We start from the raw sequence: 15552 nt of genomic DNA on the forward strand, positions 1-15552 counted from the left end.
GGTCCTTCTGTGTAACCTGCGTCACTTTCCGGGCCCGGCTCCCCGTGCCCGGGTAATCCCCTCGCCCCGTTCCCGGCACGCGGTTACGGTCCACCAATGGAGATTTCGCGCTACGTGGCCTTCAGCAGCGACCCCGCAGGAGGCAACCCGGCAGGTGTGGTGCTCGACGCCACCGGCGTCGACGACAAGGAGATGCTCGCGGCGGCGGCCGAACTCGGCTACTCGGAGTCGGCGTTCGTGGTCCCGGCCGCCGACGGCACGCTGGACATCCGGTACTTCAGCCCCCTCGCGGAGGTGCCGTTCTGCGGCCACGCGACGATCGCCACGGCCGTCGCCCACGCGGAACGCCACGGCACCGGACGGCTGTCGCTGCGGACCAAGGCGGGCCCGGTCACCGTGACCACCGACCGGACGGCCGACGGCACGCTGACAGCGACCCTGGTGAGCGTGGCCCCGCACACGGAGCCCCTCGCGGACGCCGACCTGGCCGAGCTGCTGGCCGTCCTGGGCTGGAGCACCGCCGAGCTGGACCCGGCGCTGCCGCCCCGCGTGGCCTTCGGCGGCGCCCGGCACCCGATCCTCGCCGCCGCCACCCGGGAGCGGCTGGCCGACCTGGACTACGCGATGGAGCCGCTGGCCGCACTCATGGCCCGCGAGGACTGGACGACCGTCGACCTGCTCTGGCGGGAGTCCCCGACCGTGTTCCACGCCCGCAACCCGTTCCCGCCGGGCGGTGTGGTGGAGGACCCGGCCACGGGAGCGGCGGCGGCCGCGTTCGGCGGCTACCTGAGGGAGCTCGAACTCGTCGCGACGCCCGCCACGGTGACCATCCATCAGGGCGTGGACATGGGCCGGCCGAGCACGATCACGGTGACCGTTCCGGCCGAGCCGGGCACCGGAATCGGCGTGACCGGGACGGCCGTACGGATCTGAGACCTAGCTGCGGCGGGAGGTCGGCGTTACTTCGCCGAACCCAGCCCCAGCTGGTCGCCGATCTCCTGCTGCATGACCTTGCCGGCCTCGAACTCCAGCGTCTCGTCGCCCATCACGCCCTGGTCCGTGTCCAGGCCGTCCAGTTCCTCCAGGGGCTGGTTCAGGCGGATGTGGGCCAGGACGGAGTGCAGTGCGCGCAGCGTCGCGGACGCCGTCGAGCCCCAGTTGGAGAAGTAGGAGAACTGCCACCACCACAGGGCCTCTGCGGTGCGGCCCGCGCGGTAGTGGGCCATGCCGTGGCGCAGGTCGGTGATGACGTCGGTCAGGTCGTCGGAGATCCGGGCCGGGACCGGGGCCTTGCGGGGCTCGTAGGGGTCGAAGACCTCGGAGTAGACGTCGACCGGGTCCAGCAGACGGGCGAGGTTCTCGCGGAGCTCGTCCACGTCCGCCTCGGGGCCCAGGTCGGGCTCGTAGCGCTCGTCGGGGACGATGTCCTCGTGGGCGCCGAGACGGCCGCCGGCCAGCAGCAGCTGGGAGACCTCCAGGAGGAGGAAGGGCACGGTCGAGCCGGGCTCGTCGCCCTTGGCGACCTCCGTCACCGCGACCAGGAAACTCTCGATCTGGTCCGCGATCTGGACCGCGAAGTCGTCCGGGTTCTGGCCGGTCGCGTGCAGCGTGGCGTCAGACATCTAGGAGTCGTCTCCCCTCGAAGGCGCGGCCGAGGGTGACCTCGTCCGCGTATTCCAGGTCGCCACCCACCGGGAGGCCGCTGGCCAGGCGGGTGACCTTCAGGCCCATGGGCTTGATCATGCGCGCGAGGTACGTGGCGGTGGCCTCGCCCTCGAGATTCGGATCGGTGGCCAGGATCAGCTCCGTGACCGTCCCGTCGGCCAACCGCGCGAGAAGTTCTCGTATACGCAGGTCGTCCGGTCCGACACCCTCGATCGGGCTGATCGCGCCGCCGAGGACGTGGTAGCGGCCGCGGAACTCGCGGGTCCGCTCGATCGCCACGACGTCCTTGGGCTCCTCGACCACGCAGATCACCGCCGGGTCACGGCGCGTGTCCCGGCAGATGTTGCACAGCTCCTCCTGCGCGACGTTCCCGCACGTCGCGCAGAAGCGGACCTTCGCCTTGACCTCCATGAGGGCCTGGGCGAGGCGCCGTACGTCCGTCGGTTCCGCCTGGAGGATGTGGAAGGCGATCCGCTGCGCGCTCTTGGGACCGACGCCGGGCAGCCGACCCAGCTCGTCGATGAGGTCCTGAACCACGCCTTCGTACAACGGACTGCCGTCCTTCCTGGGGTTCCTTACGGTACGTACGGTAGTTGGCGGTGCCCCCTCTTAGAAAGACGAGGCGGGCAACGCCCGGAGGGTCAGAAGGGCAGCCCGGGGATGCCGCTGCCGCCGCCCAGGCCCTGGGCCAGCGGGCCCAGCTTCTGCTGCTGGAGGTTCTGCGCGTTCTCGTTGGCCGCCTGGACGGCCGCGATGATCAGGTCGGCGAGGGTCTCGGTGTCCTCGGGGTCGACCGCCTTCGGGTCGATCTTCAGCGCGCGGAGCTCGCCGGCGCCGGTGACAGTGGCCTGCACCAGGCCGCCGCCCGCCTGTCCGTCGACCTCGGTCTGCGCCAGTTCTTCCTGCGCCCGCTGCAGGTCCTGCTGCATCTTCTGGGCCTGCTGGAGCAGCTGCTGCATGTTGGGCTGGCCACCACCGGGGATCACGATCAGCTCCTTGCGTGTGTACGCGTTTCCCGTTCAGCACGAGCCTACGTGGTCTGCGTGGCCGTCGCCCCAGCACTCTTTCGAGTGAGAGAGAACCCGGAGGAATGGGCGTCCTATACCTGATCAAGGCCCACTTCCGGGCGGAAAAGAGGCGAAAGGCATCTCTTCGCCACCCATTGGGCGGTAGGAAGGGTCCGGCGCGTCAGCCTCAGGTGTTGCGTGACGTTCCGTGCGCTGCGGGGGTCGCATCCACGTCGTATGTCGTACGTGATGTCACGCACCGTGACAGTAGGGAGTGCCGGGTGGGTCAGCCGGAGATGCAGCCCGACAGGTCGCCGAAGGACGGGCGGGGCGGCGAAGGGGCGGCCGGGCTGCGGCCGGGCGATCTGACGGGGCGGGCGTTCCCCCACGGGGACTGGGGGGAACCGGCGGTGCGGCTGGACGAGCTGTACCGGTGGGTGGAGCGAGGGGCGCTGAACACGGCGGCGTGGTACCTCGCGGACCGGGTGTGGAAGCGGCGCGGGGCCCGGGCGCTGCGCGGCGGCGCCGCCGCGGGGGCGGTGGTAGGAGCCGCGCTGCCGCTGCTCGACCTGACGGGCGTCGTGAGCGGGGTGGCCCCCTGGGGGTATCTGGCGCTGCTGAGCGCCGTGGCCTGTGTGGCGGTCGACCGGTTCTTCGGGATCACGTCCGGGTGGATAAGGGACGTCGCCACGGCCCAGGCCGTACAGCGGCGGCTTCAGATGCTGCAGTTCGACTGGGCGACGGAGAACGTACGCGAGGTCCTCGGCCCGGCCGAGGGCACGGCCGGCGAGGCCGCCGAGCGCTGCCTGGCCGTGCTGCGCCGGTTCTCCGAGGACGTCACCGAGCTGATGCGGGCCGAGACCGCGGACTGGATGGTGGAGTTCCGCACCGGGTCCGCGCCCCTGGGCATCCAGTCGGCGGTGCCCGGCGCGAGCCGCCCGGACGTGACCGCGGCGCTGGGCCGGTTCGCGGTGCCGCCGACGAACGGCACCCGCCCGAACATGCCGCGTCAGCGTCCGCCCGAGCCGCGCTGAGGAGCGCCCGCCGCGCTCACGACTGCGGGGAGGGGAAGGCCACCGGGCTGCGCAGGCCCGACCGGTTCACCGCTCGTACGCCGAAGAACACGTTGTCCTTGGACAGGTCCACCTCGTGGGTCGTCGCGTCGCCGACCGGGAGGACATGGGTCCACTCCGGGGACGTCGTCTCACGCCAGACGACCTCGTAGCCGGCGAGGTCCGGCTCCGGGCCTCTGGCCCAGGTCAGGCTGGTGGAGTTGGTGAGGTTGCTCGTGATGATGCGCGGGTTCCCCGGGGTGCCGGGGGCCTGGGCCAGGGTCCACAGGGCGGCCGCGTTGACCTTGGCCACGCGTGCCGTGAAGGGGAAGTCGCAGAACTCCGGCAGGTCGCCGTACTGCTTGCCGGTGTCGTCTACGCGGACGTTCTGGTGCTGGTGGGCGAAGTCCTCGGCCGGCTCGGTGAAGCGGGCGGCCGGGTAGCCGCGCTCCAGGAAGGGGATGTGGTCGCCGCCGCGCAGATAGCGGTCGCGGCGGTAGATCACACGCACCCGCATGCCGGTCGCGTCGTTGTCCGCCACGTCCCTGACGAAGCGGGCCAGCTGACGGGTCGCCGAGTCGTTCTCGCCGCCCACGGAGCGGCGCAGCGCCGCCTGTTCGGGTGTCTCGGAGGACGGGACGCCCTCGGTGAACAGGCGGATCGTGTACGGGTCGCGGGTGCCGTCGTCGGCGGTGGCGCTGCCGACGATGTCGTTCGTGAACATGCCCTGGACGTCCGTGCCAGCCGCCTTCAACTGCTGTGCCAGGTAAGCCGATCCGAACAGGCCCTGCTCCTCCCCCGCCACCGCCGCGAACACGATCGTCGACGCCGGGCGGCGCTTCGCCATCACCCGGGCCAGCTCCAGGACCACGGCCACCCCGGAGGCGTCGTCGTCCGCGCCCGGCGCGTCGGACGTGGCGTCCATGACGTCGGTGACCCTGGAGTCGTAGTGCCCGGAGACGACGTAGACGCGCTCCGGGGTCACCGAGCCGCGCAGGGTCGCGACGACGTTCGTGATCTTCGTGGGGGTGGGGATGCGCGGCGCCGGTTCCTGGACGTACGACTGGAGTTCCGCCGTCATCCGGCCGCCGGAGGCCGCCGCGCAGGAGTTCAGCTCGGCCAGCAGCCAGTCGCGGGCCGCGCCGATGCCCCGGTCCGGGTCGTCCTGGACGGAGAGGGTGTGGCGGGTGCCGAAGGAGACGAGTCTGCGGACCGTGGCCTCGATGCGGGCGGCGTCGATCTCTCGCAGCAGGGCGCGCAGTTCGCGGGTGGGGCGCTGGGCCGTCGCCGCAGGGCGGTCCGCCGACGCGGGGGCCGCCTCGGCCGTGCCGGTCGCCGTCAGCGCCGCCGCGCCCGCCGCCGTGGCCGTCAGGACCGTTCTTCTGGTGGGGCTGGGGCGCATGGGTCCTCCCGGTGCTGCCGATGCCGGCCGACCCCGCAATGGTTGTGTACATGGCAACCAACGGCAAGGGTGCCTCGTCCGACATCCGCCCCCGGCGTCAGCCGCACAGCTTGAGCCCCACCGGTGTCCCGCACGGCAGATGCCCCTGCGTGCGGATCACCTGCCGGCTGCTCTCCTTGTCGAGATAGGCGAGGAACCCCGCGGTCAGGGAGTCGCCGGGCGCGGTGCCGGCGGTGTAGGCGTACTCGATGTCCCGGTACGGATAGTCGCTGTCGCCGCGCTCGATCTCGTCGACGTTCGCGCGGTCGCCGTCCAATGGCACCGGCCGTACGCCCTTGTGCCTGGCGGCGACACCCAGCTCGCTGTACCCGATCGCCCCGGGCTGCTCGGCGATCCGGTCCAGGACGTCGCCGGTGCCGGCGAGTTCGCACCGCGTCACGACGGTGACGGCGCCGGCGGGCGGCCGGCAGTCCAGCGAGGTGCTCTGCGCCCGCTCCCACTCCCCCAGCACCCGGTCCTGGAACACCTGCCGCGTCCCCGAACTGTCGCTGCGGCTGACCAGGACGATCGGCAGCTGGGCGGTCGCCCGGTCGGCGCCGGGGAGCACCTCGCCCCACCGCTTGTACCGGCCCTTGTAGATGTCCCGCACCTGTGCCACGGTCAGGCCCTCGGGCCCGAGGTCGACCCCGTCGTTGACGGCGAGCGTGAAGACGGACAGCGCGACCTTCTTCCCCTTCAGGCCGAGGCGGTCGCCGAGCGGGCCGTCGGAGAACGCGACGACCGACCGGGCCCTCGACCTCGACCGGTCGGCCAGGGCGGCGAGTTCGGCGACCCCGGCCTCACTGCCTCGTGTCTGCACGTCGATGTCGGCGCCCGCGCACTTGCCCTCGTACTGCTTCGCCAGCGTCGTGATCACCGGCTCGAAGGCGGTCGAGCCGATCACCGTCAGCTCGCCCTGCTCGCACTCGATCGGGTTGCCGTCCCGGAAGACGACGATGCCCGCGAGCGCCAGCACGGAGAGGGTGAGCAGGCCGGTGAAGATCCTGGCCTGGAGGCTGAAGACCGGTGACTTGTCGTCCGGGGTGGCGCTGCGGTTGGGGTGCACCTCGCCGTCGCGGATGCCGCCGCGCAGCCGGATCTCCGCGCCGACGTCGCCGCCGGACAGCAGCACCAGCAGCTTGTAGTGGTCGCCGGGGTTGAGCGGGACCCGCGGCACGCGCAGCCGGTTGCCCTCGTAGCCGAAGCCGCGCTGGGCGGTGAAGTGGTCCATCAGGTGGTCGATGTCGGTCGGCTGGGTGACCGAGACGCCCCGGATGGTGCGGTCCGTGAACACCGCGGTCAGACCGTGGGGTTCGGGGCCGGTGTAGTCGTCGCGGTCGATGCTCTGCGAGCCGTCGTTCTCGACGCGCAGCAGCACGAGCGTCGCGTCGTCCATGTCCGCGTCGAAGAGGCCGAGCCTGACGTTGGCTCTGCCGGAACGGACGTCGTCGCCTATCGGGTTGTCCATCTGGACGCGGTAGCCGATCCGTTTGCGGCGCGGTACCCGCCGCTCGTACCAGACCATGACGCCCGACGCGACGACACCGAGCACCGCCGTGCCGACGGCCACGATGTTCTCTGCGCTCAGCCACTCCACGTGGTGCCCCCGCAAGCCGTAGTGGGGTCACCGTACGTCCGTTCGGGACCGGCGAAGCCGCTCGCACGGTGAAGTTCGCCGTACGTTCAACTGCCTCACAGGAAACGGGACTTCGCCCCCGGTCACTGCTTGTCGTACGTCAGGCTCTCGCCGCTGCCGACGGTCACCCGCTCCAGCCTGCCGTCCGGCAGCAGCGTGATCTCGGTGGCCTTGCCCGGCGAACAGGTGGGCGCCTCGCCGACGGTCACGGTGGACGGGCCGATCCGCAACGGGCCGTCGCCGCCCGGCGCCGCGGAGAGGTCCGCCTCGAACTCGCAGTGGTAGGTGCCGTTGCCTGCGGGTCCGTCGGCGACGAGGGAGAGGACCGCGTCGCCCACCTCGCCCTGCCGGATGGTCAGCCGGCGGGTGTTCTCGCCGGTGCCGCTGTCGATGGTGGCCGTCCAGGTGCCCAGGTAGCCCGCCGGGATCGTGCCGTCAGCGGACTCCGAGGGGGTCGGGGACGGGGTGGGAGTCGTCGGGTCGGAGGTCGGGGAGTCGGTCGGGTTGGACGTGGCGGTGGGCCGTTCGGTCGGGCCGCCGCCGGCCGAGTCGTCGTTGTCGCCGCTCATCAGGGCGTACACCGAGCCGCCCGCGCCGAGCGCGACGACCAGCGCGACGACGACCAGCGCCGCCGTGGACCGCCCGCTGCGCCGGGGCGGTTCGGGCTGCGGCGCCGGAAGGTACGGGCCGGGCGGGCCGTAGGGCGGGGTGGCGGCGTACGCCGGATTCGGGTTCGGGTAGTTCGGGTTCGGGCCGTAAGCCCCGTACCCGGGAGCGGCACCGTAGGGCCCGCCGGGCCCGGCCTGCGGATAGCCGTACGCCGGCTGCTGCGGGTGCTGCTGCGGCGACCCGTACGCCGGGTGCGCCGGGGCACTGCCGGGAGCGGCGGCGTCCCCGAAGGCACCGCCGGGGGGCGTGCCGGGGCCCGGCGGCGGGGTCGGGCCGTTGCGGGCCGCGGCGACGGTGGGCAGCTGGTCCGGCGGCGTGGGCAAGGCGGCCGGGGCGTGCTCGGGCGAGGCGGCGGGGGTGGGTTCACCGGAAGCCGGGGCTCCCTGGGCAGGCACATCGGGGCCCGCCCGGTCGCCCGCCGGGGCCGGAGGTCGGGAGCCCGCGGGGGCCGGAGCCCCGGAGCCCGCCGGGGCCGGAGGTCGGGGTCCCCCGGCGCCCACCGGGTTCTCCGCGTCCAGCAGTCGTACCGCGTGCCGTCCCAGCTGGGCCACCAGGGCGCTCGGCAGCCAGGGGTCGCGGGAGCGGCCGTCGGAGACGGTGTCCTCGGCTCCCGTGCGCTCCAGGACCCGGTCGAGCGTCGGGCGGGCACCGGGGTCCTTGCGCAGACAGTCCCGCACCAGCTCGGCGATGCCCTCGGGCATGCCCTCCAGGTCGGGTTCCTCCTGGGCGATCCGGAACATCACGGCGTGCGGGCCGCTGTCGACGGACCCGAAGGGCAGCCGGCCGGTGGCGGCGTACGCGAGCACCGAGCCCAGGCAGAACACGTCGCACGCGGGCGTGATCCGGTCGCCGCGCACCTGCTCGGGCGCCATGAACCCCGGCGACCCGACGAGCGCGCCGGTGCGCGTGAGCCCGCTCTCGTCGACGGTCTCCAGGGCGCGCGCGATGCCGAAGTCGATGACGCGGGGCCCGTCGATGGTGACCAGGACGTTCGACGGCTTCAGATCCCGGTGCACGATCCCCGCCGCGTGGATGTCCTTGAGCGCGTGCGCCAGCCCCGCCGCCAGGATGCCCACCGAACGCTCGGGCAGCGCCCCGTGGTCGTGCCCGACGACCTGCTGGAGGCTCGGCCCGGCGACGTACCCGGTGGCCACCCACGGCACGTCGGCCTCGGTGTCCGCGTCGAGCACCGGCGCGGTCCAGAACCCGCCGACCTGCCGCGCGGCCTGCACCTCCTGCCGGAACCGGGCCCGGAACTCCTCCTGCGCGGCCAGCTCCCGCCGCACCAGCTTCACGGCGACCGTGCGGCCCCGGTCCGACCGGGCGAGATAGACGTCCCCCATGCCGCCCGCGCCCAGCCGCGCCAGCAGCCGATACGCCCCGATCTGCTGCGGATCCCCCGGCCCCAGCTTCTCCATCGCACGCCCCCAACCAGCCCCCGCCTATGCGTCGGCCCCACGATAGTGCGGCATACATGGAGGTGAGCGGGGCGGTGCCTACGGTTCCGTAACAGGACCGGTGATCTGGTCGAGCACTTTCGACAACCGTTCCAGAACCCTTACGGCGTCGGCGAGTTCGGCCTCCCCCATGGCCTCCGCCAGCCGGTCCGCGAAGGCCGCGTGGCCGGGGTCGATCCGGGAGATCGCCGCCCGCCCCTCGTCCGTCGGCGCGAGGAGCTTGGCGCGGCGGTGTGCCGGGTTGGGCCGGTACTCCGCGAGCCCCTTGTCCACCAGCAGATCGGCGATGCGCTGCACGCTCTGCCGGGTGATGCCCATCGCGCGGGCGATCCCGGAGACCGGCAGGGGTTCGCCGAGCACCGCGCCCAGCACCTGCCACCAGGCCGCCGTCAGACCGGAGGGCCGGGCCAGTTCCTCGGCGACGCCGAGGAACTGGCCGTTGAGCCGGAAGACGCCGAGCGCGCTGCGGCTGAGCAGGTCCTGTCGCTCCCGGCTCACGCCGCTCCCGCCTTCTCCAGTACGGCGTACGCGGCCGCGTCGGAGTCGTGGAACAGCCGGTACCAGGCGTCCAGCACCTCGCCCTCGTACACCCCGAGCAGCCGGAGGATCTCCCTGGCGAAGGCGACCGGCTCGGTCGGCCCTGCGGTGATCAGCGCGCCGTCGGTGACGGCGTCGGCGTCGACGTACCGCTCGCCGCCGCCGTAGCCGGTGGCCGCGAGGTAGAAGGAGATGGCGCTGGTGTGGGCGCGGTCGTCGAGCAGTCCCTCGCGGGCGAGACCGGCGGTGGCACCGCAGATCGCGGCGACGGGCACACCTGCGTCGAGGAACTCGCGGGCCTTGCGGGCGAAGGGCGCCAGGTCGTCGCCGGCATCCCACAGATCGGCGCCCGGGAGGATCAGCAGGGAACTGTCCTCGGGCCGTACGTCGTCCAGCGCGAGGTCGGGCCGGACGCTCAGTCCGCCGATGCTCCGCACGGGCCGCGTGGCCGGGCCGACGGTGCGGATGCCGTGGCCTGCGCGGGCGAGGTGGGCGGTGGCGTGCCCCGTCTCCCAGTCGGCGAAGGTGTCGTAGACGGCGAGGTGCACGGGCTTGCTGTTCATGGCTTCCCCCTAGAAGCTTCGGCGTCGCTCTTCGATATGACAGTATCCTGACATGTAGACAGCTTGCTGTCAATGCTGGAGTGGGTTCGCGTCGACAACCTGTCGCGGAAACCCGCCGACCGCAGACAGGACGCCGATACCGCCTCCCGGTCGCCGCTCCCTACCCTCGGGCGCATGACCCCTCAGCCAGATCCCGAGGTCGGCGCCGCCGTGAAGGCCGCGGACCGTGCGCATGTGTTCCACTCCTGGTCCGCCCAGGAACTCATCGACCCGCTCGCCGTCGCCGGTGCGGAGGGGTCGTACTTCTGGGACTACGACGGCAAGCGGTACCTCGACTTCACCAGCGGGCTCGTCTACACCAACATCGGCTACCAGCACCCCAAGGTCGTCGCCGCGATCCAGGAGCAGGCCGCGCGCATGACCACCTTCGCGCCGGCGTTCGCGGTCGAGGCACGCTCGGAGGCGGCACGGCTGATCGCCGAGCGCACGCCGGGCGACCTCGACAAGATCTTCTTCACCAACGGCGGCGCCGACGCGATCGAGCACGCCGTACGGATGGCCCGGCTGCACACCGGGCGCCCGAAGGTGCTGTCGGCGTACCGGTCGTACCACGGCGGCACGCAGCAGGCCGTGAACCTCACCGGTGACCCGCGCCGCTGGGCCTCCGACGGCGCCGCGGCCGGTGTCGTGCACTTCTGGGCCCCCTTCCTCTACCGCTCCCGCTTCTACGCCGAGACCGAGGAGCAGGAGTGCGCGCGGGCGCTGGAGCACCTGGAGACGACGATCGCCTTCGAGGGGCCGGCGACGATCGCCGCGATCGTCCTGGAGACGATCCCGGGGACGGCCGGGATCATGGTGCCGCCGCCCGGCTACCTCGCCGGGGTCCGGGAGATCTGCGACAAGTACGGGATCGTCTTCGTCCTCGACGAGGTCATGGCCGGGTTCGGCCGCACCGGTGAATGGTTCGCCGCGGACCTCTTCGACGTGACGCCGGACCTGATGACCTTCGCCAAGGGCGTGAACTCCGGCTACGTGCCGCTGGGCGGCGTCGCCATCTCCGGGGCCATCGCGGAGACGTTCGCGAAGCGGCCCTACCCCGGCGGTCTGACGTACTCGGGCCACCCGCTGGCCTGTGCCGCCGCCGTCGCGACGATCCAGGTCATGGCCGAGGAGGGCGTCGTCGAGAACGCCGCGCGGCTGGGCACAGACGTGGTCGGCCCCGCACTGCGGGAGCTCGCCGAGCGGCACCCGTCCGTCGGCGAGGTGCGCGGCGTCGGGATGTTCTGGGCGCTCGAACTGGTGCGGAACCGGGAGACCCGCGAGCCGCTGGTGCCGTACAACGCGGCCGGCACGGCGAACGCCCCGATGGCGGCGTTCGGCGCGGCCGCGAAGGCCGCCGGGCTGTGGCCGTTCATCAACATGAACCGCACGCATGTCGTGCCGCCGTGCAACGTCGGTGAGGCGGAGCTCAAGGAGGGACTGGCGGCCCTGGACACCGCCCTGGCCGTCGCGGACGAGTACACGGAGTAGGTCCGCGACGGAGAAAATCGAGGTCGTCGCAGAAACGTCGCCCCGAATCCGAACGACTAAGGTGGCGTGCTCGTAGACATATACGTGCACGCCACCTCATCGCGACGACGGGAGACGCCCCGACCATGCCCGGCACCGGCGGCAACGGCTCGGTCACGCGAAGCACCCTGCGCCAGCAGATCGCGGACGCGCTGCGGGACGAGGTACTGGCCGGGCGGCTCCAGGCGGGCCGCGAATTCACCGTCAAGGAGATCGCCGAGCAGTACGGCGTCTCCGCGACCCCGGTCCGCGAGGCGCTCGTCGACCTCGCCGCACAGGGCCTGCTGGAGGCCGACCAGCACCGCGGCTTCCGGGTCCACGAGTACTCCGTGGCGGACTACCGCAACATCGTCGAGGCCCGCGGCCTGGTCACCGACGGCATCTTCCAGGTCCTGGCCACCGACCGCCCCGGCCACCGCGACCCCGACGACCCGCGCGTCCTCACCGCCGTGGTCGGCGTACGCCGCCGCGCCGAGGAGGCCGAGCGCGCCGCCACGGCCGGCGACCTCACCGTCCTCATCGGCTACGACCTGCGCTTCTGGCGCGAGCTCGGCGCCCTCTTCGGCAACCCCTACCTCGCCGACTTCCTGCACCGGCTGCGGGTGCAGTCCTGGGTCTGCGCGGTCCAGTACCTGCGCCGACTGGACGATCTGCGCGGCCATCTCTGGGCCCGGCACACCGATCTGGTCGACGCGCTGATGCAGCGCGACCTGCCCACGGCCCGCCAGATCATCGCCACCCACGACGCGGACTCGGTCGCCCTGATCGAGCGACTGGCGGCCGGGTGAGCCACGAGCGGGAGCCGACGAACACCCCCGCCCTGCTTGACGCTCCCGACCTCTCCGTCGTCATCCCCGCCTACAACGAGCGGCACCGCCTCACCCCCACCCTCGACGCCCTCACCGACTACCTGTCGGCGGACGAACCCCGCTGGGGCTCCTGGGAGATCGTCGTCGCCGACGACGGTTCCACCGACGGCACCGGCGACCTCGTCACCGCCCGCCGGGACCCCCGTCTCCGCCTGGTCACCGGCGAGGGCAACCGCGGCAAGGGCCACGCCCTGCGCCTGGGTGTCGCCGCCTCCCGCGGACGCCGTGTGCTGGTCACCGACGCCGATCTCGCGACGCCGATCGAGGAGCTGGAGCGGCTGGACAAGGCGCTCGGCGAGGGCGACTGCGCGGCGATCGGCTCCCGTTCGGCCCCCGGTGCCACGATCGGCGCCCGCCAGCACCGGGTGCGCGAACTGCTGGGCCGCGCGGGCAACGCGCTCATACGCCGAACCGCCCTGCCCGGCATCCACGACACCCAGTGCGGCTTCAAGCTCTACGACGGCGACCGGGCCCGCGAGGCGTACGCCGCCTCCCGCGTCAACGGCTGGGGCATAGACGTGGAGGTGCTGCGGCATCTGCGCGAGGCCGGGCTGTCCGTCGCCGAGGTCCCGGTCCGCTGGTCCCACCGGCCCGGCTCGAAGGTCGGCCCCCTCGACTACGTCCGCGCGCTGACCGAGATCACCCGCATCGCCGCCCGCTCCGTACGCCCCGCCGACGTCTTCGCGCCCTTCCTGTTCCTGCTGATGTCGGTGGCCCTGTACTCCGGCCGCTTCTTCGCCCCGGCCGGCCGCTATCTCCCCGACTCGCTGCGCGACCAGAACCAGTGGGAGTGGTTCTTCGCGGTCACGGCCGACAACGTCGCCCACTTCCGCAACCCCCTCTTCACCGACCTCCAGGGCTTCCCGGACGGCGTGAACCTCATGGCCAACACGGTCATGCTCGGCATGTCCGTCCCGCTGGCGCCCCTCACCCTGGCCGCCGGTCCCGCGCTCACCCTCAGCCTGGTCATGACGCTGGGCCTCGCCGCCACCGCGGCCGCCTGGTACTGGCTGATCGTCAAGTACCTGGTCCGCAGCCGGGTCGCGGCCTTCCTCGGCGCCGCCCTGGCCGCGTTCGCGCCGCCGATGGTGAGCCACGCCCACGCGCACCCCAACTTCGTGGTGCTGTTCATGGTCCCGCTGATCATCGACCGCGCCCTGCGCCTGTGCGCGGGCACCCGGGTGGTCCGGGACGGCGTGGTCCTCGGTCTGATGGCGGCCTACCAGGTCTTCCTCGGCGAGGAGCCGCTGCTGCTGACGGCGCTGGGCATGCTGCTGTTCACGGCCGCCTACGCCGTCCTGCGCCGGGACGCGGCACGGGCGGCCTGGCGGCCGCTGCTGCGGGGCGTCCTCATCGGCGCCGCCGTCTGCCTCCCCCTCATCGTGTATCCGCTGGTGTGGCAGTTCGCCGGGCCGCAGAGCTACACCGACATCGAGCACAACCCCCGCTCCTTCAACAGCCCCCTCGCCCTGCTCTCCTTCGCCGAGCGCTCATGGCTGGCGGGCGACGCCGGCACCGCGAAGGCCCTCGCCTTCAACACCACCGAGCAGAACGCCTTCTACGGCTGGCCGCTGGTCCTGCTCGCCCTCGCGATCGTCGTACTGCTCCGGAAGCGGGCCCCGGTCACAGCGCTGGCGTTCACGGCGGTGGCCGCGGCCTTCCTGTCCCTCGGGCGGGAGTTCCGCATCCCGCTGACCGGCGTCGTCCTCCCGGGTCCCTGGGAACTCCTCGCCGACAAGCCGTTGTTCGAGGCGGTCATCGAGAGCCGCGTCGCGATGATCTGCGCGCCCGCGCTGGGCATGCTGCTCGCCGTCGCCGTGGACCGGCTGCTCGCGGTACGGCCCCCGGCCACCCGGTACGCCGGCCTCCTCGCCGTCGCCCTCGCCCTGCTCCCCCTGGTCCCGGCCCCGCTCAGGGCCGTCGACCGTGCCGAGGTGCCGCCCTTCATCGCGGAGGGGACCTGGGCGTCGTACGTCCGCGAGGGCGAGTCGCTCGTGCCGGTGCCGTTGCCCGACCCCTCCGACGCGGACGCGCTGCACTGGCAGACCGAGGCCGGCTTCGGCTTCGCACTGCCGGGCGGCTACTTCAACGGCCCCTACGGCGACGAACGCGTCGGCATCTACGGCGCCGAGCCCCGCTTCACCTCCAACCTGCTGCGTGAGGTGCGCAACACGGGCGAGATCCCGCCCGTCAATGACTCCTGGCGCGAGCAGGCACGGGTGGACCTGGCGTACTGGAAGGCAGGCGTACTGGTCCTGGCCCCGCAGCCGAACGACTCCGCACTGCGGGCGACCGTGGAAAAGCTGTTGGGCGAGTCCGGTAAGTGGGTCGGCGGAGTATGGGTATGGGACCTGCACGAGGGGACCCGTCCTCGCGCCGCACCGATTACCCTGCCCTGACCGACGTGCTACGCCGAGCTGTGCGAGGAGCCCTCTTTTGGCCTGTGACCTGTGGCTGGTACCGCTTGTCGATGTGTTGTGCCACACCCCCGACAACCCGTTCGCCGAGGAACTCGCGCAATACAACAAGGTGCTCGCCGAGGCCGGGTTGCCACCGGTGCCGGTGTACCAGTACATGCCGGGCCTGTCCGGCGACGTCGCCCCGGTCGCCGGGTTCGACTACGACGCGCTGCACTTCCTGCGCCGGGCCTATCTGCTCCAGGTCTGCGGGCTCGCCGTCACCCCGGTCGACGAACTGGGCGGCGACTACGAACAGCTCCTGGAGATGTTCGAGTCGACGGCCAAGCAGTCGCATCTGGTCTGGCACTACGACCACGCGGGCGCCTACGTCCCGGTCGACTTCCCGGGTCCGCTCTCCAACGACGAACTCCTCGCGGGCGGCGGCCCCCTGGGCTCCGCCCAGGCGCTCCTGCGCGAGCTGGAGTTCGTGGCCCCGGTGATCGGCATCGACCCGGCCAACCCGCCGACCGCACCGCAGGCCCCGCTCGCGCCCACGGCCCTGGAGGAACCGGCCGTCGCCGCGCCCTACGACCCCAGCCCCTTCGCCCGTGAACGGCACGTCTGGCTGGGCCTGCACGCGGCGGCGACCCGGAGTCTGGCCCAGGGCTCGATGATCGTCTTCAGCTGA

At 72.4% G+C, this 15552-nt stretch carries 14 protein-coding genes; 6 read left to right on the forward strand and 8 right to left on the reverse strand.

Annotated features, from left to right (window positions below):
- Positions 1 to 96: 96 nt before the first annotated feature.
- Positions 97 to 933, forward strand: coding sequence for a PhzF family phenazine biosynthesis protein (locus CP983_RS19845; RefSeq protein WP_150500834.1), 837 nt, complete (start codon positions 97 to 99; stop codon positions 931 to 933).
- 26 nt (positions 934 to 959) lie between these two features.
- On the opposite strand, the gene CP983_RS19850 is transcribed toward CP983_RS19845, so the two are convergent.
- From CP983_RS19850 to CP983_RS19860, 3 genes are all read right to left on the reverse strand, one after another.
- Positions 960 to 1622, reverse strand: coding sequence for a DUF5063 domain-containing protein (locus CP983_RS19850; protein ID WP_107904688.1), 663 nt, complete (start codon positions 1620 to 1622; stop codon positions 960 to 962).
- Complete coding sequence (recR, locus tag CP983_RS19855) at positions 1615 to 2214, reverse strand: recombination mediator RecR (RefSeq protein ID WP_030053254.1); 600 nt, start codon at positions 2212 to 2214, stop codon at positions 1615 to 1617. The genes CP983_RS19850 and recR overlap by 8 nt, the downstream gene beginning before the upstream one ends.
- 92 nt (positions 2215 to 2306) lie before the next feature.
- Positions 2307 to 2651: a YbaB/EbfC family nucleoid-associated protein gene (locus CP983_RS19860; RefSeq protein ID WP_030956117.1), complete on the reverse strand. Its 345-nt coding sequence runs from the start codon at positions 2649 to 2651 to the stop codon at positions 2307 to 2309.
- A gap of 302 nt (positions 2652 to 2953) precedes the next feature.
- Between CP983_RS19860 and CP983_RS19865 the strand changes: the two genes are divergently transcribed.
- Positions 2954 to 3706: an SLATT domain-containing protein gene (locus CP983_RS19865; RefSeq protein ID WP_150500836.1), complete on the forward strand. Its 753-nt coding sequence runs from the start codon at positions 2954 to 2956 to the stop codon at positions 3704 to 3706.
- Positions 3707 to 3722: 16 nt separating this feature from the next.
- Here the strand turns inward: CP983_RS19865 and CP983_RS19870 are convergent, their stop codons facing one another.
- From CP983_RS19870 to CP983_RS19890, 5 genes are all read right to left on the reverse strand, one after another.
- Complete coding sequence (locus CP983_RS19870; protein WP_150500838.1) at positions 3723 to 5126, reverse strand: M28 family metallopeptidase; 1404 nt, start codon at positions 5124 to 5126, stop codon at positions 3723 to 3725.
- Between the two features lie 97 nt (positions 5127 to 5223).
- On the reverse strand, positions 5224 to 6762 hold the full coding sequence (locus CP983_RS19875) for a substrate-binding domain-containing protein (RefSeq protein WP_150500840.1): 1539 nt from the start codon (positions 6760 to 6762) through the stop codon (positions 5224 to 5226).
- 122 nt (positions 6763 to 6884) lie between these two features.
- Positions 6885 to 8888, reverse strand: a complete 2004-nt coding sequence (locus CP983_RS19880) for a serine/threonine-protein kinase (RefSeq protein ID WP_150500842.1) — start codon at positions 8886 to 8888, stop codon at positions 6885 to 6887.
- 78 nt (positions 8889 to 8966) lie between these two features.
- Entirely contained in the window at positions 8967 to 9425 is a 459-nt protein-coding gene (locus tag CP983_RS19885; RefSeq protein ID WP_125529905.1) for a MarR family winged helix-turn-helix transcriptional regulator, read from the reverse strand.
- Positions 9422 to 10027 carry a type 1 glutamine amidotransferase family protein gene (locus tag CP983_RS19890; protein ID WP_150500844.1) on the reverse strand — a complete coding sequence of 202 codons (606 nt, stop codon included), beginning with the start codon at positions 10025 to 10027 and terminating at the stop codon, positions 9422 to 9424. Before CP983_RS19890 ends, CP983_RS19885 begins: the two co-directional genes overlap by 4 nt.
- Before the next feature lie 174 nt (positions 10028 to 10201).
- Here CP983_RS19890 and CP983_RS19895 point away from each other — a divergent pair, with 174 nt between their 5' ends.
- The 4 genes from CP983_RS19895 (at position 10202) to CP983_RS19910 (ending at position 15552) form a co-directional block, all read left to right on the forward strand.
- The gene (locus tag CP983_RS19895; protein ID WP_150500845.1) at positions 10202 to 11557 is read left to right on the forward strand and encodes an aspartate aminotransferase family protein; all 1356 of its coding nucleotides are present in this window, start codon (positions 10202 to 10204) and stop codon (positions 11555 to 11557) included.
- 125 nt (positions 11558 to 11682) lie between these two features.
- A complete protein-coding gene (locus CP983_RS19900) occupies positions 11683 to 12384 on the forward strand; it encodes a GntR family transcriptional regulator (protein WP_150500847.1) in 702 nt (233 codons plus the stop codon).
- A complete protein-coding gene (locus CP983_RS19905; RefSeq protein ID WP_150500849.1) occupies positions 12381 to 14864 on the forward strand; it encodes a dolichyl-phosphate beta-glucosyltransferase in 2484 nt (827 codons plus the stop codon). The genes CP983_RS19900 and CP983_RS19905 overlap by 4 nt, the downstream gene beginning before the upstream one ends.
- A gap of 37 nt (positions 14865 to 14901) precedes the next feature.
- Positions 14902 to 15552, forward strand: a complete 651-nt coding sequence (locus tag CP983_RS19910) for a phospholipase D-like domain-containing protein (protein WP_150500850.1) — start codon at positions 14902 to 14904, stop codon at positions 15550 to 15552.

This window comes from Streptomyces chartreusis, from assembly GCF_008704715.1.
Classification (GTDB): domain Bacteria; phylum Actinomycetota; class Actinomycetes; order Streptomycetales; family Streptomycetaceae; genus Streptomyces; species Streptomyces chartreusis.

Bases quoted from the DNA above. Each gene is read 5' to 3' on its own strand.
- CP983_RS19890 (WP_150500844.1), bottom strand. From the start codon at position 10,027: ATGAACAGCAAGCCCGTGCACCTCGCCGTCTACGACACCTTCGCCGAC.
- CP983_RS19895 (WP_150500845.1), top strand. From the start codon at position 10,202: ATGACCCCTCAGCCAGATCCCGAGGTCGGCGCCGCCGTGAAGGCCGCG.
- CP983_RS19900 (WP_150500847.1), top strand. From the start codon at position 11,683: ATGCCCGGCACCGGCGGCAACGGCTCGGTCACGCGAAGCACCCTGCGC.
- CP983_RS19845 (WP_150500834.1), top strand. From the start codon at position 97: ATGGAGATTTCGCGCTACGTGGCCTTCAGCAGCGACCCCGCAGGAGGC.
- CP983_RS19880 (WP_150500842.1), bottom strand. From the start codon at position 8,888: ATGGAGAAGCTGGGGCCGGGGGATCCGCAGCAGATCGGGGCGTATCGG.
- CP983_RS19870 (WP_150500838.1), bottom strand. From the start codon at position 5,126: ATGCGCCCCAGCCCCACCAGAAGAACGGTCCTGACGGCCACGGCGGCG.
- CP983_RS19850 (WP_107904688.1), bottom strand. From the start codon at position 1,622: ATGTCTGACGCCACGCTGCACGCGACCGGCCAGAACCCGGACGACTTC.